Source organism: Burkholderia sp. LK4, assembly GCF_001043615.1.
GTDB classification, from domain to species: domain Bacteria; phylum Pseudomonadota; class Gammaproteobacteria; order Burkholderiales; family Burkholderiaceae; genus Burkholderia; species Burkholderia cepacia.
On record NZ_LDUL01000010.1, the window covers coordinates 316,699 to 342,614 of the forward strand.

The following is a 25,916-nucleotide window of genomic DNA, read 5'->3' on the forward strand; positions in this document are numbered from 1 at the left end:
CGGCCTTTTTTCCCTCCCAACCTGAGGATCGCAATGAAACGTCTGTTGCTGGCGCTTGGCGGCGCCGCCCTTCTCGCGACCGCGACCGCACCTGCGTTCGCGCAATCGGCTACCGCGCACCCCGTCGTGCAGCTGAAGACCTCGCAGGGCGACATCCGCGTCGAGCTCTACCCGGAGAAGGCGCCGAAATCGGTCGCCAACTTCCTCGATTACGTGAAGGCCGGCCAGTACAACGGCACGATCTTCCATCGCGTGATCAAGGGCTTCATGATCCAGGGCGGCGGCTACAAGACCAACTTCGAGGAGAAGCCGACCCGCGCGCCGATCCCGCTGGAAAGCCGCAATGGTCTGAAGAACCTGACGGGCACGATCGCGATGGCGCGCACGAGCGATCCGAACTCGGCCACCGCGCAGTTCTTCATCAACACGGTCGACAACAGCGGCCTCGACTACCCGAACCCGGACGGCAACGGTTATGCGGTGTTCGGCAAGGTCGTGTCGGGTCTCGACGTCGTGAAGAAGATCGAAGGCGTCGCGACGACCTCGCGCGGCCCGATGCAGGACGTGCCCGCACAACCGATCGTGATCGAATCGGCGAGCGTCGTCTCGAAGTAAGAACCTGCCGGCACGTCCGGCGCCTCACGCGGCCGCGTCGCACGACCGGCCGCGTGCCATTTAAACCGCCTCACCGAAGGAATTCATCATGGTTGAACTGCATACGAACCACGGCGTGATCAAGCTCGAGCTCGACGCCGCGAAGGCACCGAAGACGGTCGAAAACTTCCTGAACTACGTGAAGAAGGGCCACTACGACGGCACCGTGTTCCATCGCGTGATCAACGGCTTCATGATCCAGGGCGGCGGCTTCGAGCCGGGCCTGAAGCAGAAGCCGACCGATGCGCCGATCGACAACGAAGCGAACAACGGCCTGAAGAACGACAACTATACGATCGCGATGGCGCGCACGAACGATCCGCACTCGGCGACCGCCCAGTTCTTCATCAACGTGAACGACAACGACTTCCTGAACCACTCGTCGCCGACGCCGCAAGGCTGGGGCTACGCCGTGTTCGGCAAGGTTGTCGAAGGCCAGGACGTGGTCGACAAGATCAAGGGCGTCAAGACGGGCAACGCCGGTTTCCATCAGGACGTGCCGGCCGACGACGTCGTGATCGAAAAGGCCGTCGTGGTCTGACGCACAGCACGTAACGGAGGCACTTCGATGTTGCAGGAGAGTCCGCCACGAAGCGTCTCCGCGGGCGTGCCAGGCGAGCGCGAATACGCGCAAGCCGCACGCCCGTTCCTGTTTCTCTCCGATCTGCACCTGAGCGAAGCGATTCCGAAGACGGTCGCCGCGTTCGAGCATTTCGTGAAATACACCGCCGACAGCGCCGACTCGGTGTTCATCCTCGGTGATCTGTTCGAATACTGGATCGGCGACGACATCCTCGACGACGATCCGTTCGCGGCCCGCATGGCCGCGCTGATGCACACGTTCTCGGAACGCGGAATTGCGCTCTACGTGATGCACGGCAACCGCGATTTCCTGCTCGGCCGTCGCTTCATGAAGGCAGCCGGTGCGATGCTGCTGCCCGACCCGTCGCTGATCATGGCGTTCGGCCAGCGCATCGTGCTCGCGCACGGCGACGCGCAATGCACGGCCGATCGCGGCTACCAGCTGTTCCGCCGCTTCGCACGCAACCGCGTCGCGCAATGGCTGTTTCTCGCGTGGCCGTTCCGCTGGCGCCGCGCGCTCGCGCAGCGCATGCGCTCGAACAGCGAAGCGGGCCGGATCCGCCCTGCTTCGGCGATTTACGATGTCACGCGTGAAGGGGTAGCCGCCCTGTTCCGGAAAAGCCGCGCGAGCGTGATCATTCACGGCCACACGCACCGCCCCGCGCGCCACAGCGAGCCGGGCGGCATTCGCTGGGTATTGCCCGACTGGGATCTCGACCACGGCAAGCCGCGCGGCGGTTACCTGCGTGTCGACGCGGAAGGTATCCACGCGATGCCGCTCGACTGACGCGGCGGCCGCGGCCGAACCGACCTGTTGCGACCGGCAGCGACCCGCATCGATCACATTACGCCTGGCGCTCGACCGTCTTGCCTTCCAGCACCGCCGACAGCCGGCGCAGGTCGAGGCGCGCTGCGTCGGCGCCCTGCAGCGTTTCCAGATGCGTGCCGAGCCGCTCGAGCGCCGCGACGATCTCGTCGACACGGCGGCTTTCCTTCGCAGCGTGATCGATCAGCCCGTGAATGGCGAGCGACATCGGATCGTCGGCATTCGGCGTGATCCCGTACGCGGAGAACGCCGCGCGTTCGGGCTGCGGCTTCGGCTGTGCCGGCATCACGACGCGCGCCGGATTGCCGACTGCCGTGCCGCCTGCCGGCACCGGCTTCACGACGACCGCGTTCGAACCGATCTTCGCGCCCGCACCGACCGTGAAACCGCCGAGCACCTTCGCACCCGCGCCGACGATCACGCCGGCCTCGAGCGTCGGGTGGCGCTTCGCGCCGCGCGTGAGCGACGTGCCGCCCAGCGTCACGCCCTGATAGATCGTGCAGTCGTCGCCGATGATCGCCGTCTCGCCGATCACGACACCCATGCCGTGGTCGATGAACACGCGCCGGCCGATCGTCGCGCCCGGGTGGATTTCAATGCCGGTCAGGAACCGGCCGGCCTGTGACGCGAAACGCGCGAGCCAGTAGCGCTTCGCGCGCCAGCATGCGTGCGCGAAGCGATGCAGTACGAGCGCATGCAGCCCCGGATAACAGGTCAGCACTTCCCATGCACTGCGAGCGGCGGGATCCCGCTCGCGAATCGTTGCAACGTCTTCGCGCAGTCTCGTGAACATGATGTGGTCTGGGAAAAGGCCGGCGCGCATCGCCGGCAATGACCGGCCGTTATCGCGCCGGGTAATTTAGTTATGACGTTCGGCGATTGTAGGGCGAGTCGCGCACGGCCGCACGAGCCCGCGCGTTCACCCCGCCGACGGCGCGGGTATTCGGCCGGAACGCTTGCTGGCGTTGAGTTTGCGGGATGGCCGAACAGGCCGGACGATTCGGCCGGGCGCTTCCGGCGGCCGACGCAGCACCTGCCCGACAGGGAAACGGCCCCGCGCGCCGAGCCGTCCAGCGGCCCCTGCACTGCGCACCGGCCGCTTACGCGTCGCCGCCCGGTTTGCCCGATTTCAGCAGGATGTGCTTCGCGATACCGCGCAGGATATTGACCTCCTCACGCTCGAGGCCCGTGCGCGCGAACAGGCGCCGCAGCCGCGGCATCAGCTTCTTCGGGTTGCGCGGATCGAGGAAATCGAGTGCGATCAGCGCGTTCTCGAGGTGCACGTACATCCGCTCGATCTCGTCGCTCTGCGCGAGCGTGCCGGCTTCGGCCGGCGCTTGCGCGGATGGCTCGCTCGCCTGCTCGAGAAACGCGACGCGCAACTCGTACGCGAGCACCTGCACGGCCTGTGCGAGATTCAGCGAACTGTAGGCCGGGTTCGCCGGGATGTGCGCGAGCGCGCTGCACTGCTCGACGTGCTCGTTCGCGAGGCCCGTGCGCTCGTTGCCGAACACGAGCGCAATGTCGCCCGTACCGACCTGTGCGCACGCCTGCGTAGCGGCCGCGCGCGGCGCGAGACGCGGCGGCCCGTATTCGCGCGTACGCGCGGTGAGTGCGATCGACCAGTGCACGCCGGACAGCGCGTCGCCAAGCGTCGGCACGACATGCGCGGAGGCGAGGACGTCGTCCGCGCCGCTGGCCATCGCGATCGCCTCGGGATCGCTCTGCACGTGCGGCACACGCGGCGCGACCAGCACCAGACGCGAAAAACCCATCGTCTTCAGCGCGCGGGCGGCCGCCCCGACGTTGCCGGGATGGCTCGGCTCGACGAGCACGAAACGGGTGGACGTGAAGCCGCCGGACGGCGGCCGGGACGAGGCCGCGCCCGGCTCGGACGGCGCGGCGGTGATCTGCGGGGTTTCCACTACGATACGACTCGGTTCATCAGAATGGCAGTATGGTATCGCCATCGCCGCGGCAAACCCACTCGTCCGGACGGATAGTGGGGGTTTCCCCGTATTCCGGTCGCCTGAAACCGCCAAAAATCGGGTAAAATCATGCCTTTACGCGTCGCGCTCCGTGCGGCGCGGGTCGTACCCCGTTCTTTGTCAATTCGCGTCTCACCTCGCCTGCCACGCTTGCGCCGTGCCGGGCGGTTGTTCCACTTCGTGGCGGCCCGTGCCGCCGGCTACAGGATCCAGGCTCATGCATCCCATGCTCAACATTGCTGTCAAGGCTGCGCGCCGCGCCGGACAGATCATCAACCGCGCGTCCCTCGATCTCGACCTGATCGAGATCCGCAAGAAGCAGCAGAACGACTTCGTCACCGAAGTGGACAAGGCCGCCGAAGACGCGATCATCGAGACGCTGAAGACCGCCTACCCCGACCACGCGATCCTCGCCGAGGAATCGGGCGAATCGGAGAACGAATCCGAATTCAAGTGGATCATCGATCCGCTCGACGGCACGACCAACTTCATCCACGGCTTCCCGTACTACTGCGTGTCGATTGCGCTCGAGCACAAGGGCGTCGTCACGCAGGCCGTCGTCTACGACCCGAACAAGAACGACCTGTTCACGGCCACGCGCGGCCGCGGTGCGTACCTGAACGACCGCCGCATCCGCGTCGGCCGCCGCGACCGCCTGTCGGACGCACTGGTCGGCACGGGCTTCCCGTTCCGCGAAAAGGACGGCCTCGATGCATACGCACGCCTCTTCACCGAAATGACGCAAGCCTGTACCGGCCTGCGTCGTCCGGGCGCAGCAGCACTCGATCTCGCGAACGTCGCGGCCGGCCGCCTCGACGCGTTCTTCGAGCAAGGCATCAACGTGTGGGACATGGCAGCGGGCAGCCTGCTGATCACCGAGGCCGGCGGCCTCGTCGGCAACTACACGGGCGACGCCGATTTCCTGCATCGCCATGAAATCGTCGCGGCGAACCCGAAGATCTACGCGCAGATGATCCCGATCCTGAACCGTTACACGCGCGTGCATCCGGCGGCGGAGTAAGCCCCGGCCGCGCCCGCGCGGCGCGGCTTTCGCGCACACCGCTCGCGGGCATCGTCACGACGGCGCACCGTTCGCCTCCCGGTTGCCGGGAGGCGGGAACATCTTCCCGCACAAGGGTTGCTTCGTGCGCCTATCCTGAAGTTGCTTGAGTTTGTCGGGGCCGGTCAGCGTACTGCCGGCCACACCGCCGTTCCCGCAATGACAATAAATGGTTTGCGTGCGGGTTTGCATGCGGCACGCCCGCGCGGCGGACAACCCCGCCGGCCTGCCGGCCCCCGACCGTATCAACACCGCCACGACGCCGTGGCAATCGCATCCGAGTCCCCATGTTACGGCTAAGCGAAATTAAACTCCCCCTCGACCACCCCGAAAGCGCGCTCGAGGCCGCGATTCGCGCGCGCCTCGCGGAGCTTGGCGTGGCCGCGGACGAGCTCCTCCGTTACACCGTGTTCCGTCGTGCGCACGATGCGCGCAAGCGCGCCGACATCAAGCTCACGTATATCGTCGACGTCGAAGTCGCGGACGAAGCCACCGCGATCAAGCGCCTCGCCGGCAAGCCGCATTGCAGCGTGACACCCGACATGGCGTACCACTTCGTCACGAAGGCGCCCGAGCACGGCAATTTCCTGCGCCCGGTCGTGATCGGCATGGGGCCGTGCGGCCTGTTCGCGGGGCTGATCCTCGCGCAGATGGGTTTCCGTCCCATCATCCTCGAACGCGGCAAGGCCGTGCGCGAGCGCACCAAGGACACCTTCGGCCTGTGGCGCAAGAGCGTGCTCAACCCCGAATCCAACGTGCAGTTCGGCGAAGGCGGGGCCGGCACGTTTTCCGACGGCAAGCTGTACAGCCAGATCAAGGATCCCAACCACTATGGCCGCAAGGTGCTGGACGAATTCGTCAAGGCAGGCGCACCGGAAGACATCCTGTATCTGAGCCGGCCGCATATCGGCACGTTCCGCCTCGTCAGCATGGTGGAAAAAATGCGTGCGTCCATCCACGAACTGGGTGGTGAAGTGCGTTTCGAAACGCGGGTCGACGACGTCGAGATCGATCAGGGCAAGGTGCGCTCGCTGAAGCTCTCGAACGGAGAAACGCTGCGGTGCGACCACGTGGTGCTGGCCGTGGGCCACAGCGCGCGCGACACCTTCCAGATGCTGCACGATCGCGGCGTCTACATCGAAGCCAAGCCGTTCTCGCTGGGTTTTCGCATCGAGCATCCGCAGGGGCTGATCGATCGCAGCCGCTTCGGCAAGTTCGCGGGCCACAAGCAGCTCGGCGCCGCCGACTACAAGGTGGTCCACCACTGCAGCAACGGCCGCGCCGTCTACAGCTTCTGCATGTGCCCTGGGGGCACCGTGGTCGCAGCGACCTCCGAGCCGGGCCGCGTGGTCACCAACGGCATGAGCCAGTATTCGCGGGCCGAGCGCAACGCGAATGCGGGCATCGTGGTCGGCATCACGCCGGACGATTATCCCGGCGGCCCGCTGGCGGGCATCGCGTTCCAGCGCAAATGGGAAGAGCGTGCGTTCGAACTCGGCGGCGGCGATTATCGCGCGCCGGGGCAACTGGTCGGCGATTTCATCGCTGGCCGACCGTCGACGTCGCTGGGCTCCGTGGCGCCGTCGTACAAGCCGGGCGTGAACCCGACCGATCTCAGCACCGCGCTGCCGGACTATGTGATCGAAGCGATCCGTGAAGCCCTGCCCCAGATCGACAAGAAGATCGCCGGCTTTGCGATGCACGATGCCGTGCTCACCGGTGTGGAAACGCGCACGTCGTCACCGATCCGGATTCGACGCAAGGACGATTACCAGAGCATGAACGTCGAAGGCCTGTATCCGGCCGGCGAAGGCGCCGGGTATGCGGGCGGCATTTATTCGGCGGCGATCGACGGCATCGAAGTTGCGCAGGCGGTAGCCCTCAGCCTGACGTCGGGACACACGTCCTGACACGCAGGACAGAGTCGGCGTACGAAGGTCCGTGACCCGAGTACGCCGACTTTTGCACGTTCGCCGCGCCAATCTGTTTCATCGGCGCACCACCGCGGCGCGCTTTGGGCACGCCCGTCAAAACACCCCGGGAATCAGCCGGTACCGGACCTTCGTCTTGTACGCACGATAATCGGCGTCTTCCGACAGCACCCGCTCTTCCAAACTGATTCGCCCGATCTGCAACAGCATCCAGATGCCGATCGCGAGCAGGTTTCGCGTACTGAAGTTTGCAAGCAGGAAACCGATTTCGGACAACAGATAACCGGCATAGATCGGGTGGCGCATGAACCGGTACGCTCCGGTCGAAACGACGCCGCGATTCGCCGGCAGCAAGCCGAACGAGCGCCCGAGCGACAGTTTCGCGAACAGTTGCCACGCAATCCCGCATATTTGCCAGGCGCCCCCTGCCCACTCCGGGATCAGTTGGGTACTGGCCGTCAGCTGATAGGTCAGGCAGTAGAACGAACCGCCCAGGGACAAGCACACTGCAACGGGATGCCAGTCGCGCCGTTTCGGCAATTTGGCAAACGCCGACATGCCGACGGTCAGTACCGCGGATACCAGCAGCAGGATCAGCGTGATCCGGCTCGGATCCAATCGCCACGGCGCATAAATCAGATAGGCAAATACGCCCAGCACGGTCACTGACGACACGCGAGCACCAAGCTCGATCAGATTGATCCGCTCCGACTCATCCGCGACCGTTGTAACGTGCGGCACCAGGGTACTTTGCGCGCACGCGCCCCCCGCATCCTGTATGGCCTGCTTCATGTTTGTGCCCCGAACTTACTGCGTTTTTATATATTGCCGTTTCAGACTAGCACGCTCCATTCATTGAAACCTGCCTAAGTTTCAGTCTTACGAGGTTGATTGGTGTAAGTCCCGAGAGCGTGGGCAAATATAAAGACCGAGTAACCGGATTACGCGGTCTGCCAAACGTTTCACAGTTCGTAGCGTTGCCCGGACGGACGAAATCGTCTGCAGTCGATGGTAACGAGTGGCTAGTCTCCCAGGCGAAAAAGGGGCCGAATGAGAGCCGCGGATCGGGTCGCCATGCTCGAAACCGACCGGCGTCGCCACGCAGCCGGGTTCGAAGCCGCCGCACGCCGCCTGACGTCCAACCACACGCTGATATGCGGGGCGGCGTCAGCACGCAAGGGTTCGCGCGATCGTCCGCACCTGGCCAAACGGCGAACTTCGCGCGTGCACATGGAAGCGACTGGTAAACTCGGGCAACCCAAGCAACAACTTCATGCCTGACCTATGACCACGCTGTCGCCCGAAGCCTTCGCCGGCCATACCCCAATGATGCAGCAGTACCTGCGCATCAAGGCCGACCATCCCGACACGCTTGTCTTCTACCGGATGGGCGACTTCTACGAGCTGTTCTTCGAAGACGCGGAAAAGGCCGCACGCCTGCTCGACCTGACCCTCACGCAACGCGGCGCATCCGCCGGCACGCCGATCAAGATGGCCGGCGTGCCGCATCATGCGGTCGAACAGTATCTCGCCAAGCTCGTGAAGATGGGCGAATCGGTCGCGATCTGCGAACAGATCGGCGATCCCGCCACGTCGAAGGGCCCCGTCGAGCGCAAGGTCGTGCGCGTCGTCACGCCCGGCACGCTGACCGATGCGGCACTGCTGTCCGACAAGAACGATGTCTACCTGCTCGCGATGTGCACGGGCCACAACAAGCGTGGCGTCGCGGTCAATGTCGGCCTCGCGTGGCTGAACCTCGCAAGCGGCGCGCTGCGGCTCGCAGAAATCGAACCCGAGCAGCTCGCTGCCGCGCTCGAACGCATCCGGCCGGCCGAGATCCTGACGCCGGACGGCGCAACCGACGCCGTGCCGGCAGGCGCAGGCGCAAGCAAGCGCGTGCCGGCGTGGCATTTCGACATCGCGTCGGGCACGCAGCGCCTGTGCGACCAGCTCGATGTCGCGAGCCTCGACGGCTTCGGCGCACATTCGCTGACGAGCGCGTGCGGCGCGGCCGGCGCGCTGCTGCTCTACGCAGCGGCCACGCAAGGCCAGCAGTTGCGGCACGTGCGCAGCCTCAAGGTCGAAAACGAAACCGAGTACATCGGGCTCGATCCGGCCACGCGCCGCAACCTCGAACTGACCGAGACGCTGCGCGGCACCGAGTCGCCGACGCTGTATTCGCTGCTCGACACCTGCTGCACGACGATGGGCAGCCGCCTGCTGCGTCACTGGCTGCATCACCCGCCGCGCGCGTCGGTCGCCGCACAGTCGCGCCAGCAGGCGATCGGCGCGCTGCTCGATGCACCGGCAAACGCAAGCCTCGATGCGCTGCGCAGCGCGCTGCGCCAGATCGCCGACGTCGAACGGATCACCGGGCGCCTCGCACTGCTGTCCGCGCGCCCGCGTGACTTGTCGAGCCTGCGCGACACGTTCGCCGCCCTCCCGGCGCTGCGTGAGCGCATCAGCGCGATCGTCGCGAATGCGGACGCCCTCACCCGCGTCGACGCGGCACTCGCACCGCCCGCCGAATGCCTCGACCTGCTGACGAGCGCGATCGCGCCCGAACCGGCCGCGATGGTGCGCGACGGCGGCGTGATCGCGCGCGGTTACGACGCCGAGCTCGACGAGCTGCGCGACATCTCGGAGAACTGCGGGCAGTTCCTGATCGATCTCGAAGCGCGCGAGCGCACGCGCACCGGCATCGCGAACCTGCGCGTCGAATACAACAAGGTGCACGGCTTCTACATCGAGGTCACGCGCGGCCAGACCGACAAGGTGCCCGACGACTATCGCCGGCGCCAGACGTTGAAGAATGCCGAGCGCTACATCACGCCCGAACTGAAGACTTTCGAGGACAAGGCGCTGTCCGCGCAGGAACGCGCCCTGGCGCGCGAGCGAGCGCTGTACGACGCAGTGCTGCAGGCACTGCTGCCGTTCATCCCCGAGTGCCAGCGCGTCGCATCGGCGCTCGCCGAACTCGACCTGCTCGCCGCATTCGCCGAACGCGCCCGTGCGCTCGACTGGGTCGCGCCGACCTTCACCGACGAGATCGGCATCGAAATCGAACAGGGCCGCCACCCGGTCGTCGAGGCGCAGGTCGAACAGTTCATTGCGAACGACTGCCGGTTCGGCACCGAGCGCAAGCTGCTGCTGATCACCGGCCCGAACATGGGCGGCAAGTCGACGTTCATGCGGCAGACAGCGTTGATCGCGCTGATGGCTTACGTCGGCAGCTACGTGCCGGCCAGGTCGGCATGCTTCGGCCCGATCGACCGGATCTTCACGCGCATCGGCGCGGCAGACGATCTCGCAGGCGGTCGCTCGACGTTCATGGTCGAGATGACCGAAGCCGCGGCGATCCTCAACGACGCGACACCGCAAAGCCTCGTGCTGATGGACGAGATCGGCCGCGGCACGTCGACGTTCGACGGCCTCGCGCTCGCGTGGGCCATCGCGCGCCACCTGCTGGCGCACAACGCGTGCTACACGCTGTTCGCGACGCACTACTTCGAGCTGACGCAACTGCCGGCGGAATTTCCGCAAGCGGCCAACGTCCACCTGTCGGCCGTCGAGCACGGCCACGGCATCGTGTTCCTGCACGCGGTCAACGAAGGGCCGGCCAACCAGAGCTACGGCCTGCAGGTCGCCCAGCTCGCAGGCGTTCCGGCGCCCGTGATCCGCGCCGCGCGCAAGCACCTCGCGTACCTCGAACAGCAATCGGCTTCGCAGCACACGCCGCAGCTCGACCTGTTCAGCGCGCCGCCGGTGGCCGCCGACGATCTCGAATGCGCGGACGCGCCGGCGCTGCCCGACACACCGCATCCGGCGCTCGAAAAGCTGCGCGACATCGATCCCGACGATCTCAAGCCGCGCGAGGCACTCGACCTGCTGTACGAACTGCGCACGCTGGTCCGGTCGCACGATGCAGACGGACACGCATAAGCGCGTCTCGCCGGGCCTGCCGGCCCGTGCGGCCGCCGCGCTCGTCGCGGCGTTGATCGCGTTCGCCCCGGCCGGTGCGCAGGCGGCACCGCCGAAGCGCAGCACCGCGCCCTACTCGTTCGCGGTCGTGTCGGGCGTGATCAACACCCCAGCGGACGAACCGGCTGCACAGCGGCTGCTCGACGCGATCGCGCGCGAGCGCAATCTCGCGTTCGTGGTGTATGCGGGCGATCTCAAGGGTTCGAAGGAAGCGTGCCGCGATGCACTGTATTCGCAGCGCGGCGCGATCCTGGATGCGGCACGCGTGCCGCTCGTATTCATTCCCGGTCACGACGACTGGGCAACGTGCAACACCGTGGCCGGCGGTAGCTACGATCCGGTCGAGCGGCTCGACTTCCTGCGGCAGACACTGCTCGCCGATTCGGCACTGCCCGACCCCGGCGCGCTGCCGATCACGCGGGAAAGCGAAGTCGCACGGTTCCGGCCGTATCGCGAGAATGCCCGCTGGATGCGCGACGACATCGTCTACGTCGCGCTCAACGCGCCGGCGCCGAACAACCATTACCTGACGGCCGGCGGCCGCAATGGCGAATTCGAGGACCGCATCATCGCGAACGGTTTCTGGATCGACCACGCGGCCGAATACGCGAAGCGGCGCGAGGCGCGTGCGATGGTGGTGATGTTCGAAGGCGATCCGCAGTTCGAACGCTACGAACGCGCGGAACGCTTCGCATGGCTGCGTTTCAACCGGCCGCGCGTACGCGACGGCTTCCGCGAGTTGAAACGAACGCTGGTGAAGGCGGCGGCGACGTTCCGCGGCCCGATCCTGGTGATGCACGCGAGCGGCGAACCGCTGGCGAACGGCTTCCTGATCGACCGGCCGCTGCGTGCCGACGATGGTGAGCTGATAGGAAACGTGACGCGCGTCGCGATCGGACCGCGCCATCCGGCGAATCAGTGGGTCAAGGTGAGCGTGTCGCCGTCACGGCAGACAATCTTCAACGTCAGCCTGCAGGAGGTGCCGAAGAACCTGCCGGTGCCACCCGCGCTGCCGCTCGTGCCGCACGACGACGTGCCGCTGCCACAGATGCCGGAAATCCCCGCGTTGCCGGCGCTGCCCGACTCGTCGTCGGTCGCGCCGCCGCTGCAGGGTGACGGCGCCGCCCCGGGCGGCGCGTCGTGGCCTGCGCCGCCCCCTGCATCGGGGCCGACGCCCGGCCTGCCTGCAAGCTCAGTGCAGAGTACGCCCTGACGGCGCTTCGCCGTCTTCGTCTTCGTCATCGTCCTCGTCGACGATCTCGAGCCCTTCCGCGCCATGTGCGTGCTCATGCTCGATTTCGTCTTCGGTGGCTTCGCGAACGTCCTTCACGGTCAGCGCGAAACGCAGCGCCATGCCTGCCAGCGGGTGATTGCCGTCGAGCACGACCTTGTCTTCGGCGACGTCGGTGACCGTGTAGATCAGCGAATCGACTTCCTCGTCGCCGTCTTCCGGCGTGCCCTCGAACTGCATGCCCACTTCGAGCGGCTCGGGAAAACGATCGCGCGGCTCGATCTTCACGAGTTCGGGATCGTAGTCGCCGAACGCGTCCTGCGGCTCGAGCTGGACCTGCGCCTCGTAGCCCGGCTCGTGGCCGTCGAGCTGTTCCTCGATCTTGGGGAACGTGCCATCATAGCCGCCGTGCAGATAAACCATCGGCTCGTCGCTTTCCTCGATCAGATTGCCCTGTGCATCCGACAGCTTGTAAGTGACCGACACGACGGTGTTTTTTGCGATTTTCATCCAATTCTCCCAAATACAAGTCTCATTATACGATGCGCAACCGGTCTCAAGCCGAACCGCGGGATGCCGCTGCCGCCCCGTTCGGCGCGCCGCCCTCCGATCTTCCCACACCGCTGCTTGGCGGTCTTACGCCGACGCAATTCATGCGCGGCTACTGGCAGAAGAAGCCGCTCCTGATCCGCCAGGCGATCCCCGGCGTCGCGTCGCCGGTCTCGCGCGACGCGCTGTTCGAGCTCGCCACCGACTATGACGCGGAATCGCGACTGATCACCCATTTTCGTAACAAGTGGCAACTGGCTCACGGCCCGTTCGAACCGGGCTCGCTGCCGGCCGTCACGCGCAAGGCCTGGACCCTGCTCGTACAAGGGCTCGACCTGCACGTCGACGCGGCGCGCGCGCTGCTCGACCGCTTCCGCTTCATCCCCGACGCGCGGCTGGACGACCTGATGATCTCGTACGCGACGGACGGCGGCGGAGTCGGCCCGCATTTCGATTCATACGACGTCTTCCTGCTGCAGGTCGAGGGCCGGCGCCGCTGGCGCGTCGGCGCGCAGAAGGACCTGTCGCTGCAGCCGGACGTGCCGCTGAAGATCCTCGAAAACTTCGAGCCCAGCGACGAATGGGTGCTGGAACCCGGCGACATGCTGTACCTGCCGCCGCACATCGCGCACGACGGCGTGGCCGAAGGCGAATGCATGACCTGCTCGATCGGCTTCCGGGCGCCGTCCGCAGGCGAACTGGGCGCCCAGTTCCTGTACTATCTCGCGGAGCGTGGCGGCCTGCGGGACGGGTGCGGCGACGACCTCTACCGCGACCCGAAGCAGCCGGCCGTCGACACGCCCGCGCAACTGCCTCCGGCGATGGTGGAGCGCGTCGCGGAGATCGTCGACGCGATTCGCTGGCGCAAGCGCGACGTCGCGGAGTTTCTCGGCTGCTACCTGAGCGAGCCCAAACCGAACGTCGTTTTCGACCCGCCCGCGCGCCCGCTGTCCGAGGCCGCGTTCGTCACGCAAGCGTCACGTCGTGGCGTGTGTCTCGACAGAAGGGCCGCATTGATGTATAACGCGCGCTCGTACTTCATTAATGGCGAGGAAGGACCGCTCGAGCAGGCCAGCGAATGGCTGCCCGAACTGGCCAATCAACGCCAGATGGAGGCGAAACGGTTTGTAACACTATCCCGGGCTCCCTCAATGACAGCTTTATTGCACGAGTGGTATCGTGCGGGCTGGATACGGGTCGGAAACCGGAATTAGTGTGAGTCGCCCCGTATGCCCGTACAGATCAAATTCTGTATGGGAAAGACAACGTATTGACCCCGCATTTGTCGACGGTCGATAGGAAAGTGCATATAATTTCCGCCCAAGCCGTAGGGAAGATTCACGCTCTAGAAGTGCATCTCCACCAGCGGCCCAGGTCGGTGTTGGAGCACATTACCGGTATTGTTTCGCGCTGTTGCTTACCTTTAACCATAAAAGGACGTGATCATGAAGAAATCCCTCCTCGTAGCTTCCCTGTTGGCTGCTGTTGCACTGGCTGCTTGCAACAAGAGCGCTGATCAAGCTGCTTCGTCGGCTGCAAGCGACGCGGCTGCTGCTGCTTCGTCGGCTGCTTCGGCAGTTGCTGGTGCTGCGAGCGACGCTTCGGCTGCTGCTTCGTCGGCAACGGCTGCTGCGAGCGACGCTGCTGCTGCAGTGGCGTCGGCTGCTTCGGCAGCGACGGCTGCTCCGGCTTCGGGCGCAAGCCAGTAAGCCTCAGCGTCAGCTGAAAAAAAACCGGCCCGAGGGCCGGTTTTTTTACGTCTGCCGTTTTCGCGCCTGTCGCCCGGCAGTCATACGGGGCCGCCGCAGCGGCCCTGCCCCGCTCACCCGAGCGCCAGCCAGTCGAAGCCCGCGTCCTGCGTGGCCACGATCACGTCCTCCCCGTTCGTCCCCAGTACGCCGCCAAACGCCTGGCGGACCAGTTCCGGCAGGTTGTTCTGCTGGCTCAGGTGCGCCCCGACCAGGTGCCGAAGGCGGCTGCGCTCAAGCGATGCGAGGATGGCCGCCGCTGCGTCGTTGCTCAGGTGGCCGTGGTTGCCGCCGATACGCGCCTTCAGCGACTGCGGATAGCGGCTCGCGGCCAGCATTGCGGTGTCGTGGTTGGATTCGAGCACCAGCGCGTCACAGCCGCTCAGTACCGTCGTGATGTGCGGCGTGGCCATGCCGACGTCCGTCAGCACGCCGAGCCGGCTGCAGCCATCCATAAAGACGAACTGGAGCGGCTCGCGCGCGTCGTGAGGGACCGTATAGGGCATCACGGCCAGATCGCGTATCGCGGCCGTCTCGTCGCCCCACAGCACGTGGAGGTCGACATCGGCCTCGTCCGCGCCGACCGCGCGCGCGGTACCCCAGCTCATGTAGAGCGGCAGCGATGCCCGGCGGGCGAGCGTCAGCGCACTGCCGACGTGGTCGCTGTGTTCGTGGGTAATCAGGATCGCATCGAGATCACCGATGCAGAGATTCAGACGGCCGAGCCGACGCTCGACCTCCTTGGCGGAAAAGCCGCAGTCGAGCAGCACGCGGGTGGTCGTCGTGCCGCTCGAGGCCTCGACGACCAGCGCGTTGCCTTCGCTGCCGCTTCCGAGGCTGGCGAATCGCACGCGCTCAGTTCAGCTGCGCGTGGAGCAGCGAAATGATCCGCTGCGCGTCCGACGAGTTGTCGACCTGGCCGTTTGCGCCGATCACCGCGACCTGCGTGCCGCCGTTGCCTTGCGCGCGTACGTTGACGAGGAATTCCTTGCCCGGCTTCGCGGCCGCCGGGCCGCCGTAGAACAGCTTGCCGAACAGGCCGTCACGCTTCAGCTCTTCCATCGAATTCGCATAGCGCACGGTGTAGACGCCCTTCTCGCGGTCGCGATTGTCGACCGTGAAGTTGGTCCGGTCGAGCGCCAGGCCCACCCGCAGCCATGCGCGGTCGAACGACTCGGCCAGCTGCAGCGTTGCCGCGCCGTTGCTCGTGTCGCTGACCTGCGCCGGCGCCGTCGCGGGGCGTGCATCGGTCAGCAGCTGCTTCGCCTGCGCATCGGTCAGGCCGAACTTCTGCATCAACTTCGACAGGAACACAGCTTCCAGCACCGGGTTGCGCGGACGCTCCTCCCAGCGCGACGACGTGCCGCCCTGCGGGCCGACCATCATTTCTTCCATCGCGCTGTGCGTGATCGAGATGTCGGTGTTGCCGTCCGACGTGCGGTTCACGAGCGTACGGAAGCGGTCGCGCGTACCGGACGAGTAAGCGAAATCGATGACCTTGCCGATCGTGCGGCGGAACCAGTCATCGGGAATGTTCGCGCGGTTTTCGGCCCAGTCGGTGGCCATGATGCCCGTCGACGGCGCGTCGGTCTTCAGCGAGAAACCGTTCTCCTGCCAGAACTCCTTCAGGATCGGCCACAGCTGCTCGGGCGTCCGGCCGTCGACGACGAGCCAGCGGCGGTCGCCGTCGCGCTCGATGTGCATGCCGAACGGATCCTGCGCGCTCGGGATGCCGTCGGTCGCGTTGCCGGCCTGGGTCGTGGCCCGCGGCGGCAGCGTGCCGAGGCCGGCGTTGCTCGGCGGCGCGACGAACTGCTGCGTCGTCGGTACCGGCTTCAGGTCGCTCGGCACCGCGAGCGGCGGTGCCGAACCGGTGTTCTTGTAGTTGACCCGGTCGGGGGCCAGATAGTCGTTCAGCGTATCGCAGCCGGCGAGCGCGCCCAGCGCCAGCGCCACCACCGACATCTGGATGGCGCGAGAAGAAAAGGCGAAACGTTTCATGAAATCCTTCGTCTTGCTAGAACGCTCGTCAGGAGCGGCGCCGGACGGAGCCGGCCGGTGCGGGTTGATCAGGGTACGAGCCGGCGGCCGCAGGACGCGGCCGCCTCGGCATCAGGCGAGGACGCCGGCCTCGACGAGGGCCGAACGCACGGCATCGTGGCAGCGCTCGTCGAGCGCCGTGAGCGGCAGCCGGATGCCGCCCTGCATCTTGCCCATCGCCTGCAGCGCCCACTTCACCGGAATCGGGTTCGCCTCGATGAACAGGTTCTTGTGCAGCGACAGCAGCTTCATGTGCAGTTCGCGGGCCGTCTGGACGTCGCCGGCCAGCGCTGCACGGCACAGTTCGCTCATCGCGCGCGGTGCGACGTTCGCCGTGACCGAGATGTTGCCGTGGCCGCCGAGCAGCATCAGCGCGATAGCCGTCGGATCGTCGCCGCTATAGATCGCGAAATGCTTCGGTGCAGCCTTGATCAGGTGCGCGGCGCGATCGATGTTGCCGGTCGCTTCCTTCACGCCGATGATGCCCGGGACTTCCGCGAGGCGCAGCATCGTCTCGTTCGCCATGTCCGCGACCGTGCGGCCCGGCACGTTGTACAGGATCACCGGCAGGTCGACCGCTTCGGCGATCGTCTTGAAGTGCCGGTACATGCCTTCCTGCGTCGGCTTGTTGTAGTACGGCACGACCTGCAGCGTCGCGTCCGCGCCGACGGCTTTCGCGTGCTTCGTCAGCTCGATCGCCTCGGCGGTCGAGTTGCCGCCCGCGCCCGCGATGATCGGGATGCGTTTCGCCGCATGCTCGACCGCCGTGCGGATCATCAGGATGTGCTCTTCGACGTTGAGCGTTGCCGACTCGCCGCTCGTACCGACCACGACGAGCGCATCGGTGCCTTCCGCGATATGCCAGTCGATCAGTTTGCGAAACGCCGGCAGGTCGAGACTGCCGTCTTCGAGCATCGGGGTGACGATCGCGGGGATGCTGCCGCGGATTTGAATGCCGTCTTGGGTGCCGTTAGCCATGAAACGCGATTGAGATTATGTACCGGTAAACGTTGAGATTGTAGCGGATTAGCCGGGCAGTTCGTAACGTGGAATTCCCGCCCCCGCCTTCGGGGTCGCGCCCTCGCGCACTGCGCAGAGACGCTGGACGAACGCCTCGCGCGGCGCGGCAACGAACCCGTCCTCGTACGCAACCACCCGCAGGCGGCCGTGCACGGCGTCCAGCAGCTCGCCCGGGGCGAGCAGGAACGCGGGGTTGGACGGTTTACCGACCGATTCGTTTCCTTGCGCGAAGGTTTCGTAGATGAGCACGCCGCCCGGCGCCACCGCATCGAGCAGATGGGGCCAGAGCGGACGATGCAGATAATGGGTGACGATCACCGCCGAAAACTGCTTGCCGGCCGGCAATGGCCACGGCGCGCCTTCGAGATCGGCGTCACGGGCGTCGACGCCCGGAATCGCGCGCAACGCGGCCAGCGCGACCGGGTCGCGGTCGAGTGCGACGACCGGATGCCCGCGCGACGCGAACCAGCGCGCATGGCGGCCGCCGCCCGCGGCGACATCCAGCACCGCGCCGCCTGCCGGCACGAACCGCGACCATTGCGCGACCCAGCGCGACGGTTCGGCCTGGGCGACGTGGCCGCCCGCGGCGGCGATGACGGATGCGCTCATGCGGTCGATCAGTTGTACGACAGGCCCATCGCGTCGCGCACGTCGCGCATCGTTTCCGTCGCGTACTTGCGCGCCTTGTCGCAACCGTCCGCGACGATCGCGCGCAGCAGCGACGGATCGTCCATGTACTTCTGCGCACGCTCGAGCATCGGCTGCTGCTCGCGCAGGATGCCTTCGACGACCGGCTGCTTGCAATCGAGACAGCCGATGCCCGCCGAACGACAACCTTTCTGCACCCAGTCGTGCGTCGCTTCGTCCGTATAGACCTGGTGCAGCTGCCACACCGGGCACTTGTCGGGATCGCCCGGATCGGTGCGGCGTACGCGCGCGGGATCGGTCGGCATCGTGCGGACCTTCTTCGTGATCGTCTCGGCGTCTTCACGCAGCCCGATCGTGTTGCCGTACGACTTGGACATCTTCTGCCCGTCGAGACCCGGCATCCGCGATGCTTCGGTGAGGAGCGCCTGCGGCTCGACGAGGATGATCTTGCGCGCGCCTTCGAGATAGCCGAACAGGCGCTCGCGGTCGCTCATCGACAGACTCTGCGATTCCTGCAGCATCGCGCGCGCCTGTTCGAGCGCCTCGTCGTCGCCCTCCTGCTGGTATGCATTGCGCAGCTCGTGATAGAGCTTCGCGCGCTTGCCGCCGAGTTTCTTCGCGGCATCGAGCGCCTTCTCCTCGAAGCCCGGCTCGCGACCGTACAGGTAGTTGAAGCGGCGCGCGATCTCGCGCGTCATCTCGACGTGCGGCACCTGGTCTTCACCGACCGGCACGAGCGAGCCGCGATACAGCAGGATGTCGGCCGCCATCAGCACCGGGTAGCCGAGGAAACCGTAGGTCGACAGGTCCTTGTCCTTCAGCTTCTCCATCTGCTCCTTGTAGGTCGGCACGCGTTCGAGCCAGCCGAGCGGCGTGCTCATGCCGAGCAGCAGCGCGAGTTCGGCATGTTCGGGCACCTTGCTCTGGATGAACAGCGTCGCCTGGGCCGGATCGATGCCGGACGCCAGCCAGTCGATCAGCACGTCCCACACGTTCTTCTCGATGACCTCGGGAGTCTCGTAGTGCGTCGTCAGCGCATGCCAGTCGACGACGCAGAAGAAGCACGGGTACTCGGACTGCAGCTTCACCCAGTTTTTCAGCACGCCGTGGTAATGACCGAGGTGCAGCGACCCGGTGGGTCGCATGCCGGAGAAAATACGTTCAGGGAACATGGTTGTCGTTAGAAAAGCGAGGCGAATGGGGACAGGATGGCGCTCAGGACGGCGTAGCCGACGTTGACGAGCGGGCGCAGCCAGAAGTTCGTCAGCACGCCCGTCGCGACCAGCACGAGGACGATGATGAAACCGTACGGCTCGATGCGCGACAGCGCGATCGATTGTTTCGTGGGCAGCAGCGCCGCCAGGATGCGGCCGCCGTCGAGCGGCGGCAGCGGAAACAGGTTCAGCACGCCCAGCACGAGGTTCGCGCTGACGCCGGCAAACGCCATCCGCGTGAAGAACGGCTCGTCGATGCCGACGGCCGGCAGCACAAGCGTCAGCACGCCCCAGATCAGCGCCTGCACGAAGTTGCAGGCCGGCCCCGCGAGCGACACCCACAGGCTGCCCCAGCGCGGATCGCGCAGGTTGCCGAACGACACCGGCACCGGCTTCGCATAGCCGAACAGGAACGCGCCGCCCGTCAGGAAATACATCGCGAGCGGGATCGCGATCGTGCCGAGCGGATCGATGTGGCGCATCGGGTTGAACGATACGCGCCCCATCATGTAGGCGGTGTTGTCGCCGAGCAGGCGGGCGGCGTAGCCATGCGCGGCCTCGTGCAGCGTGATCGCGAAGATCACGGGCAGCGCGTAGACGGCGATGGTCTGTATCAGGGAAGCATCCATATCGCGTTATTGTAACAAGCGCACTCGCGCAAAAAATGGAACGGCGCGCTTACGGCGCCGAGAGGCCGAACGGCTCGAGCGCGCCGCGCCCCGCACGCACGAGCTCGGGCTCGTCGCCGGTGAGGTCGATCACCGTCGACGGCTCGCGCGGGCACGCGCCACCGTCGATCACGAGATCGACCTGTTTCTCGAGCCGCGCGCGAATGTCTTCGGGATCGTTGAGCGGCTCGTCGTCCGGCGGCAGGATCAGCGTCGTGCCGAGCAGCGGCTGGCCGAGCGACTCCAGCAACGCGAGCGTGATCGCGTGATCGGGCACGCGCAACCCGATCGTCTTGCGCGACGGATGCGACAGCCGGCGCGGCACTTCCTTGGTCGCCTGCAGGATGAACACGTACGGGCCGGGCGTCACCGACTTGATCTGGCGGTACTGGCGGTTGTCGACCATCGCGAAGTTGGCGAGCTCCGACAGGTCGCGCACGAGCAGCGACAGGTGCTGCTTCTCGTCGAGGCCGCGAATCCGGCGCACCCGCTCGACCGCGTCCTTGTCGTCGAGATGGCACGCGAGCGCATAGCTCGAATCGGTCGGCATCGCGATCACGCCGCCCTTGCTGACGATCTCCACGGCCTGCTTGATCAGGCGCGGCTGCGGATTATCCGGATGAATCCTGAAGAACTGGGACATGGGGGTACGTAAAGAGGGAAGAATCGGCAACGCATGATGGCGGCACGGGCGGCGGTCAGCCGCCCGGCGTCAGAGCCAGCGTTCCCAGACCGGCGTGAGATCGGACGGCAACGGCGGCAGGCTGCCGAGCTCGACGCGGCCCTCGCCCGGCGCGTGGAAATCCGAGCCGCGCGACACTTCGAAGCCGAAGCGGCGCGCAACATCCGCGTATTCGCGGTACTGGTCGGGCGTATGACTGCCCGTGATGACTTCGATCGCACGGCCGCCCAGATCGATGAATTCACCGAAGATTGCGTCGAATTCGACCGGCGTGTAGCGGTAGCGGCCCGGATGCGCGACCACGGCCTCGCCGCCCGCCGTACGGATCCAGCCGACCGCGTCGGACAGCGATGCCCAGCGATGCGGGACGAAACCGGGCTTGCCGTCGCCGAGCAGCCGGTCGAACACGTCGGACGTCGATTCGGCATGGCCGTTCTCGACGAGAAAGCGTGCGAAATGCGTGCGCGAGATCAGGTCCGGATTCGAGACGTACTTCAGCGCGCCTTCGTACGCGCCGGGAATGCCGAGCGTGGCGAGCTGCTCGCCGATCGCCACTGCGCGCGCCGCGCGGCCGTGGCGCGTGCGGTACAGGCCGTCGACCAGCGCCGGGTTCGCGGGATCGATGTTCAGGCCGACGATGTGCACGGTGCGCGACGCCCACGTGACCGAAATCTCGACGCCACTCAGGTAGCGCATGCCGAGCGCTTCCGCCTCGCTGCGCGCCGCCGCCTGGCCGCCGATTTCATCGTGGTCGGTCAGCGCCCACAGGGTCACGCCGCCCGCATGGGCGCGGCGCGCGACGTCGGCAGGCGACAGCAACCCGTCGGAAACATTGGAATGGCAGTGGAGATCGGCGTTCATTGTCGGCATGGCAGGTAAGGCTTCATTCTACTGCAACGCGGCAATTGCGCCGCCCGCCTGCCCCGCCGCTGCCGCTGCACGGCTTACGCGCAGAACGCCTCGATCAGCGCCGCGATCTGCTCGGGCTGGTCGTGATGCACCATGTGGCCGGCATCCTCGACGAGCTTCTCGCGCCAGTCGGGAAACGCGTCGAAGCGCGCCTTGAATTCCGGCAGCGGGATGTCGCCGGCGATGTGTGCGAGCGTCGGCGAGTTGACGGCCTCGACATGCAGCACCTTCGCACGCACCTGCGCCCAGGTAGCCATCACTTCGTCGAGCCGGTACAGCAGCGGACCCGGCATCTTGTGAGCGGGGTCGGCCAGCAGGTGGTAGAGGCCGTCGTCGCCGCGCTTCGACCAGTGCTTGGCGAGGAACGCGGCACGGCGCGGGGCGAGCCGCGGATTGGTCTTGATCAGGCGCGCCGCCACGTCGTCGAGTGACGCATAAGGGCGCAGCGCGGGCGGTTCGCGCAACTCGTCGAGCCAGCCGCGCAGCCGGCGCGGCGCCTGCTCGGCCCGCGCGGGCGCGAGCCCGAAACCCTCGAGATCGACCACGCGCCGCACGCGCTCCGGCCGTGCGCCGGCATACAGGCACACGACGTTCGCGCCCATGCTGTGCCCGACCAGGTTGACTTCGCCGGCCGGCGCATAGTGGTCGATGAGCGCATCGAGGTCGCCCAGGTATTCGTGGAACCAGTAGTGGCCGCCACCCTGCCGCGCGACCGGCCAGTCTGACAGCCCGAAGCCGCGCGCATCGGGCGCGATCACCTGCCAGTCGCCCGCGAGCGCATCGACGACGAACTGGAACGACGCCGCGACGTCCATCCAGCCATGCAGCATGAACAGCGTCGGCGCATCGGGCCGGCCCCAGCGCCGGACATGCAGCTGGACGCCGCGCACCATGACGAAATCGGAAACAGAACTCGAGGCACTCATCGCAGCCGCTCAAAAAAAGAATGGTCGTTCGATTATAGCGGCGGCGCCTTCTTTCCGGCGCCCGGCAGTCGAGGCGCCGCTCTAGCTGTGCCGGCGCGCGCGGGCCACCGGGGTGCGCCATCTGCCGGGTGCCCTGAACAGCCGGCGGTGGTCGAAACGCAGCCGAACCCGAGCGGGTCAGCGCGGCGCGCTTCCGTCCGCCCCGTCCTGCGCGGCCAGTTCGTCGAGTTCGGCCTGCTCGAATCCGGCATCGCGGCGTGCGTCGAAATTGAACGGGCCGCGCAGCCGCGGGGCATGGTATTGCTCGGCGAGCTGCCGATAGGTCGGCACGGGATCGCGGCCGGCTTCGTCGCACAGATGCCGGAACCAGCGGTTGCCGATCGCGACATGGCCGATTTCGTCGCGCAGGATCACGTCGAGGATCGCGGCCGACGCCTCGTCGCCCGCCTGTACGAGCCGCGCGCGGATCGGCGGCGATGCGTCGAGCCCGCGGGCCTCGAGCGTACGCGGCACGAGCGCCATGCGCGCCAGCACGTCGCCCTTGGTTCGCTCGCACATCTCCCACAGGCCGTTGTGCGCGGGAAAATCGCCGTACGCATGCCCGAATGCCGCCAGGCGCTCGGACAGCAGCGTGAAGTGGTACGCCTCCTCGGCCGCCACCTTCAGCCAGTCCGAGTAGAACGCGTTCGGCAGGCCCGCGAAGCGCCAGACGGCGTCGAGCGCCAGGTTGACCGCGTTGAACTCGATATGGGCGAGCGCGTGCAGCAGCACGGCGCGCCCTTCGGGCGAACGCATGCTGCGTCGCTCGAGCTGGCGCGGCTCGACGAGCGGCGGGCGCGCCGGGCGCCCCGGCAGGTCGGCCGGCTCGGGCAATTCGAGCGATGGGGCGATCGTCGCCCGCCCGGCCAGCAGCGCATCGTGGAGCGAACGCACCTGTGCGGCCTTGGCCGCGGGTTCTGCGTCACGCAGTGCGACAAGCGCGGCGCGGCGCACGCAGGCACGCGCCTCGCCGAAAGAAGAAGACTCCATGCTCATAAACGGGGACACCCTGCGCGCGCATCGCGGGAGCGCACGCACGCGACGGTTTACAATAGGCGATTGTTCCGCGGCGCAATGCGAACGCGCCGGGCAAACCGGACGCGCCATTCTACCGGCGCCCATCATCGAAGAGACAAGGAGACTCCGTGACGATCTACAAGCTGGGCGATACGGCCCCGACGATCCACGAAAGCGTATTCGTCGCCGATACGGCGGCCATCATCGGCAAGGTCGTGCTCGAGGAGAACGCGAGCGTCTGGTTCGGTGCGACGATTCGCGGCGACAACGAGACGATTACCGTCGGCGCGGGCAGCAACGTCCAGGAAGGCGCGGTACTGCATACGGACCCGGGCTTTCCGCTGACGATTGCCGAAAACGTGACGATCGGGCACCAGGCCATGCTGCACGGCTGCACGATCGGCGAAGGGTCGCTGGTCGGGATTCAGGCGGTGGTCTTGAATGGAGCGGTGATCGGCCGCAACTGTCTGGTTGGTGCCGGCGCGGTCGTGACGGAAGGCAAGACGTTCCCGGACAATTCGCTGATTCTCGGCGCACCGGCGAAAGTCGTGCGCGAGCTGACGGCGGAAGACATCGCGCGGCTGCGCACGAACGCGAAGACGTACGTCGAGCGGCGTGCGCATTTCAAGGAGCAACTCGTGCGAATCGGATGATTCGCACGGATTTCAAGGAAGAAGAGTGAGCGACCAGTTACAGAAATTCATGTTCAATGCGGCGCCCGTGCGCGGCGAGATCGTTTCGCTGCGCAATACGTGGCAGGAAGTGCTCTCCCGCCGCGACTACCCGGCCCCTGTGCGCACGGTGCTCGGCGAGATGATGGCCGCATGCGCGCTGCTGTCCGCGAACCTGAAATTCAACGGCACCCTGATCATGCAGATCTTCGGCGACGGGCCGGTCCAGATGCTGGTCGTCCAGTGCAGTTCGGATCTGTCGATGCGGGCCACCGCGAAGTTCGCCGGCGACGCCGCCCAGACGATCGGCGACGACACGAGCTTCGCATCGCTCGTCAATGCGAGCGGTCACGGCCGTTGCGTGATCACGCTCGACCCGGCCGACAAGCTGCCGGGCCAGCAGCCGTACCAGGGCATCGTGCCGCTGAACGGCGTCGACGGTCCGCTCGAATCCGTCTCGCAGGTGCTCGAGCACTACATGCATCACTCGGAGCAGCTCGACACGCGGATGTGGCTCGCGGCCGATCGCGACCGCGCGGTCGGCATGCTGCTGCAGAAGCTGCCGGGCGACGGCGGCATCGTGCCGCGCAACGCCGAAACCGATACCGATACGTGGGAACGCGTCTGCACGCTCGGCGGCACGCTGTCCGCCAAGGAACTGCTCGAGGTCGAACCGGAAGTCGTGTTCCGCCGGCTGTTCTGGCAGGAAAACGTGCAGCACTTCGAGCCGGCCGGCACGCGCTTCCAGTGCTCGTGCTCGCGCGAGAAAGTCGGTGCGATGCTGCGCATGCTCGGCCGCGAAGAAGTCGACAGCGTGATCGTCGAGCGTGGCCACGTCGAGATCCATTGCGAGTTCTGCAATCAGCGCTATGAATTCGATCCGGTCGACGTCGCGCAGCTGTTCGCGGCACCCGGCGTCGAGACGGGCATCGCACCCGCGACCGAACAGCGTCACTGAGCGGCGCCCCGATGCCCGCCGTCCGGGCACGGGCGCATAATGACGCACGAGCGTCGCACGCAAGGCTCGCGCGCCGAAGTCCCGCACTTCGGCGCAAGCCGCTTCCCGTCGTCGGCGCGCTGCAGGAGAAACACATGAATCGCCCGCTTCCTCTCCCGTTTCGCACCGTCGTCCTGACGAGCGTTGCCGCCTGCACGCTCGCGCTTGCCGGCTGCGCGATGCCGCCGCCGACTTCCACGATCCTGAGCCGCCTGCCCGAACCCGGCGCGTCGGGCGGCCAGCCGCCCGCGCTGTCGAGCGCCGAACGCAAGCGTTATGACGAGATCGACCAGCAGGTGCTGCGCGAACAGAACAGCGCGATGGCAGCCGAGGCAGCCGCGCGCGCGTGGGCCTATTACTCGCCTCCGCCCGTGACCGTCTACGGCGGTTATTACGGCGGATGGGGCAATCGCTGGGGCACGGGTATCAGCTACGGCTACCCGGGATGGTGGTGGTGAGCATCCGTCGCCCAGCCGATTGACTCCCGGCAGGAAATAAAAAAGCGCGGCATTGAACTGACCCCGCAAAGTTGGAC

The 25,916-nt window shown here is 66.5% G+C and carries 28 protein-coding genes; 14 read left to right on the forward strand and 14 right to left on the reverse strand.

Annotation, left to right across the window (positions count from 1 at the left end; genetic code table 11):
• Positions 1–33 precede the first annotated feature (33 nt).
• The 3 genes from VK92_RS07035 (at position 34) to VK92_RS07045 (ending at position 2,023) form a co-directional block, all read left to right on the forward strand.
• Positions 34–615 carry a peptidylprolyl isomerase gene (locus VK92_RS07035; protein WP_021162660.1) on the forward strand — a complete coding sequence of 194 codons (582 nt, stop codon included), beginning with the start codon at positions 34–36 and terminating at the stop codon, positions 613–615.
• 88 nt (positions 616–703) lie between these two features.
• Positions 704–1,195 (forward strand): peptidylprolyl isomerase, encoded by a 492-nt coding sequence (locus VK92_RS07040; RefSeq protein ID WP_006751616.1) that lies wholly within the window; start codon positions 704–706, stop codon positions 1,193–1,195.
• Positions 1,196–1,222: 27 nt separating this feature from the next.
• Positions 1,223–2,023 (forward strand): UDP-2,3-diacylglucosamine diphosphatase, encoded by an 801-nt coding sequence (locus tag VK92_RS07045; protein ID WP_021162661.1) that lies wholly within the window; start codon positions 1,223–1,225, stop codon positions 2,021–2,023.
• A gap of 58 nt (positions 2,024–2,081) precedes the next feature.
• Here the strand turns inward: VK92_RS07045 and cysE are convergent, their stop codons facing one another.
• Both cysE and VK92_RS07055 read right to left on the reverse strand, forming a co-directional pair.
• Positions 2,082–2,855, reverse strand: a complete 774-nt coding sequence (gene cysE / locus VK92_RS07050; protein WP_048020851.1) for a serine O-acetyltransferase — start codon at positions 2,853–2,855, stop codon at positions 2,082–2,084.
• Between the two features lie 307 nt (positions 2,856–3,162).
• Positions 3,163–3,987, reverse strand: a complete 825-nt coding sequence (locus VK92_RS07055) for an RNA methyltransferase (RefSeq protein WP_021162663.1) — start codon at positions 3,985–3,987, stop codon at positions 3,163–3,165.
• A 280-nt stretch (positions 3,988–4,267) separates the two neighbouring features.
• On the opposite strand from VK92_RS07055, the gene VK92_RS07060 reads away from it, so the two are divergent.
• On the forward strand, positions 4,268–5,071 hold the full coding sequence (locus VK92_RS07060; RefSeq protein WP_021162664.1) for an inositol monophosphatase family protein: 804 nt from the start codon (positions 4,268–4,270) through the stop codon (positions 5,069–5,071).
• Between the two features lie 326 nt (positions 5,072–5,397).
• Complete coding sequence (locus VK92_RS07065) at positions 5,398–7,020, forward strand: NAD(P)/FAD-dependent oxidoreductase (RefSeq protein ID WP_048020848.1); 1,623 nt, start codon at positions 5,398–5,400, stop codon at positions 7,018–7,020.
• Positions 7,021–7,137: 117 nt separating this feature from the next.
• On the opposite strand, the gene VK92_RS07070 is transcribed toward VK92_RS07065, so the two are convergent.
• On the reverse strand, positions 7,138–7,833 hold the full coding sequence (locus tag VK92_RS07070) for a methyltransferase family protein (protein ID WP_053076235.1): 696 nt from the start codon (positions 7,831–7,833) through the stop codon (positions 7,138–7,140).
• A gap of 282 nt (positions 7,834–8,115) precedes the next feature.
• Here VK92_RS07070 and VK92_RS41540 point away from each other — a divergent pair, with 282 nt between their 5' ends.
• From VK92_RS41540 to VK92_RS07080, 3 genes are read left to right on the forward strand one after another with little or no spacing between them, the layout of a single operon-like run.
• Complete coding sequence (locus tag VK92_RS41540) at positions 8,116–8,322, forward strand: hypothetical protein (RefSeq protein ID WP_131723305.1); 207 nt, start codon at positions 8,116–8,118, stop codon at positions 8,320–8,322.
• Between the two features lie 3 nt (positions 8,323–8,325).
• Complete coding sequence (mutS, locus tag VK92_RS07075; RefSeq protein ID WP_048020846.1) at positions 8,326–10,983, forward strand: DNA mismatch repair protein MutS; 2,658 nt, start codon at positions 8,326–8,328, stop codon at positions 10,981–10,983.
• Entirely contained in the window at positions 10,964–12,235 is a 1,272-nt protein-coding gene (locus VK92_RS07080) for a membrane protein (protein WP_048020844.1), read from the forward strand. Before mutS ends, VK92_RS07080 begins: the two co-directional genes overlap by 20 nt.
• On the opposite strand, the gene VK92_RS07085 is transcribed toward VK92_RS07080, so the two are convergent.
• Positions 12,215–12,763: an FKBP-type peptidyl-prolyl cis-trans isomerase gene (locus VK92_RS07085; protein ID WP_042977234.1), complete on the reverse strand. Its 549-nt coding sequence runs from the start codon at positions 12,761–12,763 to the stop codon at positions 12,215–12,217. The two genes, VK92_RS07080 and VK92_RS07085, sit on opposite strands and share 21 nt — an antisense overlap.
• A gap of 32 nt (positions 12,764–12,795) precedes the next feature.
• Here VK92_RS07085 and VK92_RS07090 point away from each other — a divergent pair, with 32 nt between their 5' ends.
• Genes VK92_RS07090 through VK92_RS41545 form a run of 3 tightly spaced genes read left to right on the forward strand, consistent with a single transcriptional unit; the run spans position 12,796 to position 14,511 of the window.
• Entirely contained in the window at positions 12,796–14,016 is a 1,221-nt protein-coding gene (locus VK92_RS07090) for a cupin domain-containing protein (protein WP_048020842.1), read from the forward strand.
• Between the two features lie 56 nt (positions 14,017–14,072).
• The gene (locus VK92_RS43395; RefSeq protein WP_075122947.1) at positions 14,073–14,318 is read left to right on the forward strand and encodes a hypothetical protein; all 246 of its coding nucleotides are present in this window, start codon (positions 14,073–14,075) and stop codon (positions 14,316–14,318) included.
• Complete coding sequence (locus VK92_RS41545; protein ID WP_021162672.1) at positions 14,248–14,511, forward strand: hypothetical protein; 264 nt, start codon at positions 14,248–14,250, stop codon at positions 14,509–14,511. The genes VK92_RS43395 and VK92_RS41545 overlap by 71 nt, the downstream gene beginning before the upstream one ends.
• A gap of 113 nt (positions 14,512–14,624) precedes the next feature.
• Here VK92_RS41545 and VK92_RS07095 read toward each other — a convergent pair whose 3' ends face one another.
• From VK92_RS07095 to VK92_RS07140, 10 genes are all read right to left on the reverse strand, one after another.
• The gene (locus VK92_RS07095) at positions 14,625–15,401 is read right to left on the reverse strand and encodes an MBL fold metallo-hydrolase (RefSeq protein WP_027786988.1); all 777 of its coding nucleotides are present in this window, start codon (positions 15,399–15,401) and stop codon (positions 14,625–14,627) included.
• A 4-nt stretch (positions 15,402–15,405) separates the two neighbouring features.
• A complete protein-coding gene (gene bamC, locus VK92_RS07100) occupies positions 15,406–16,551 on the reverse strand; it encodes an outer membrane protein assembly factor BamC (protein ID WP_021162673.1) in 1,146 nt (381 codons plus the stop codon).
• A 111-nt stretch (positions 16,552–16,662) separates the two neighbouring features.
• Complete coding sequence (dapA, locus tag VK92_RS07105) at positions 16,663–17,568, reverse strand: 4-hydroxy-tetrahydrodipicolinate synthase (RefSeq protein WP_021162674.1); 906 nt, start codon at positions 17,566–17,568, stop codon at positions 16,663–16,665.
• Between the two features lie 48 nt (positions 17,569–17,616).
• The gene (locus VK92_RS07110; protein WP_048020839.1) at positions 17,617–18,219 is read right to left on the reverse strand and encodes a class I SAM-dependent methyltransferase; all 603 of its coding nucleotides are present in this window, start codon (positions 18,217–18,219) and stop codon (positions 17,617–17,619) included.
• Between the two features lie 8 nt (positions 18,220–18,227).
• Entirely contained in the window at positions 18,228–19,430 is a 1,203-nt protein-coding gene (locus VK92_RS07115; RefSeq protein WP_011352534.1) for a tryptophan--tRNA ligase, read from the reverse strand.
• 8 nt (positions 19,431–19,438) lie between these two features.
• Positions 19,439–20,101, reverse strand: a complete 663-nt coding sequence (locus VK92_RS07120; RefSeq protein ID WP_021157698.1) for a site-2 protease family protein — start codon at positions 20,099–20,101, stop codon at positions 19,439–19,441.
• A 49-nt stretch (positions 20,102–20,150) separates the two neighbouring features.
• The gene (locus VK92_RS07125) at positions 20,151–20,783 is read right to left on the reverse strand and encodes an L-threonylcarbamoyladenylate synthase (protein WP_021157697.1); all 633 of its coding nucleotides are present in this window, start codon (positions 20,781–20,783) and stop codon (positions 20,151–20,153) included.
• Between the two features lie 69 nt (positions 20,784–20,852).
• The gene (locus VK92_RS07130) at positions 20,853–21,683 is read right to left on the reverse strand and encodes a 3',5'-nucleoside bisphosphate phosphatase (protein WP_048021126.1); all 831 of its coding nucleotides are present in this window, start codon (positions 21,681–21,683) and stop codon (positions 20,853–20,855) included.
• 83 nt (positions 21,684–21,766) lie between these two features.
• Positions 21,767–22,657, reverse strand: a complete 891-nt coding sequence (locus VK92_RS07135) for an alpha/beta fold hydrolase (RefSeq protein WP_048020838.1) — start codon at positions 22,655–22,657, stop codon at positions 21,767–21,769.
• Between the two features lie 177 nt (positions 22,658–22,834).
• Positions 22,835–23,692, reverse strand: coding sequence for a ferritin-like domain-containing protein (locus tag VK92_RS07140; protein WP_048020837.1), 858 nt, complete (start codon positions 23,690–23,692; stop codon positions 22,835–22,837).
• A 149-nt stretch (positions 23,693–23,841) separates the two neighbouring features.
• On the opposite strand from VK92_RS07140, the gene VK92_RS07145 reads away from it, so the two are divergent.
• The 3 genes from VK92_RS07145 (at position 23,842) to VK92_RS07155 (ending at position 25,839) form a co-directional block, all read left to right on the forward strand.
• Entirely contained in the window at positions 23,842–24,366 is a 525-nt protein-coding gene (locus VK92_RS07145) for a gamma carbonic anhydrase family protein (RefSeq protein ID WP_021157692.1), read from the forward strand.
• A gap of 25 nt (positions 24,367–24,391) precedes the next feature.
• Entirely contained in the window at positions 24,392–25,342 is a 951-nt protein-coding gene (hslO, locus tag VK92_RS07150; protein WP_048020835.1) for an Hsp33 family molecular chaperone HslO, read from the forward strand.
• Between the two features lie 134 nt (positions 25,343–25,476).
• A complete protein-coding gene (locus VK92_RS07155) occupies positions 25,477–25,839 on the forward strand; it encodes a hypothetical protein (RefSeq protein WP_048020832.1) in 363 nt (120 codons plus the stop codon).
• Positions 25,840–25,916 lie beyond the last annotated feature (77 nt).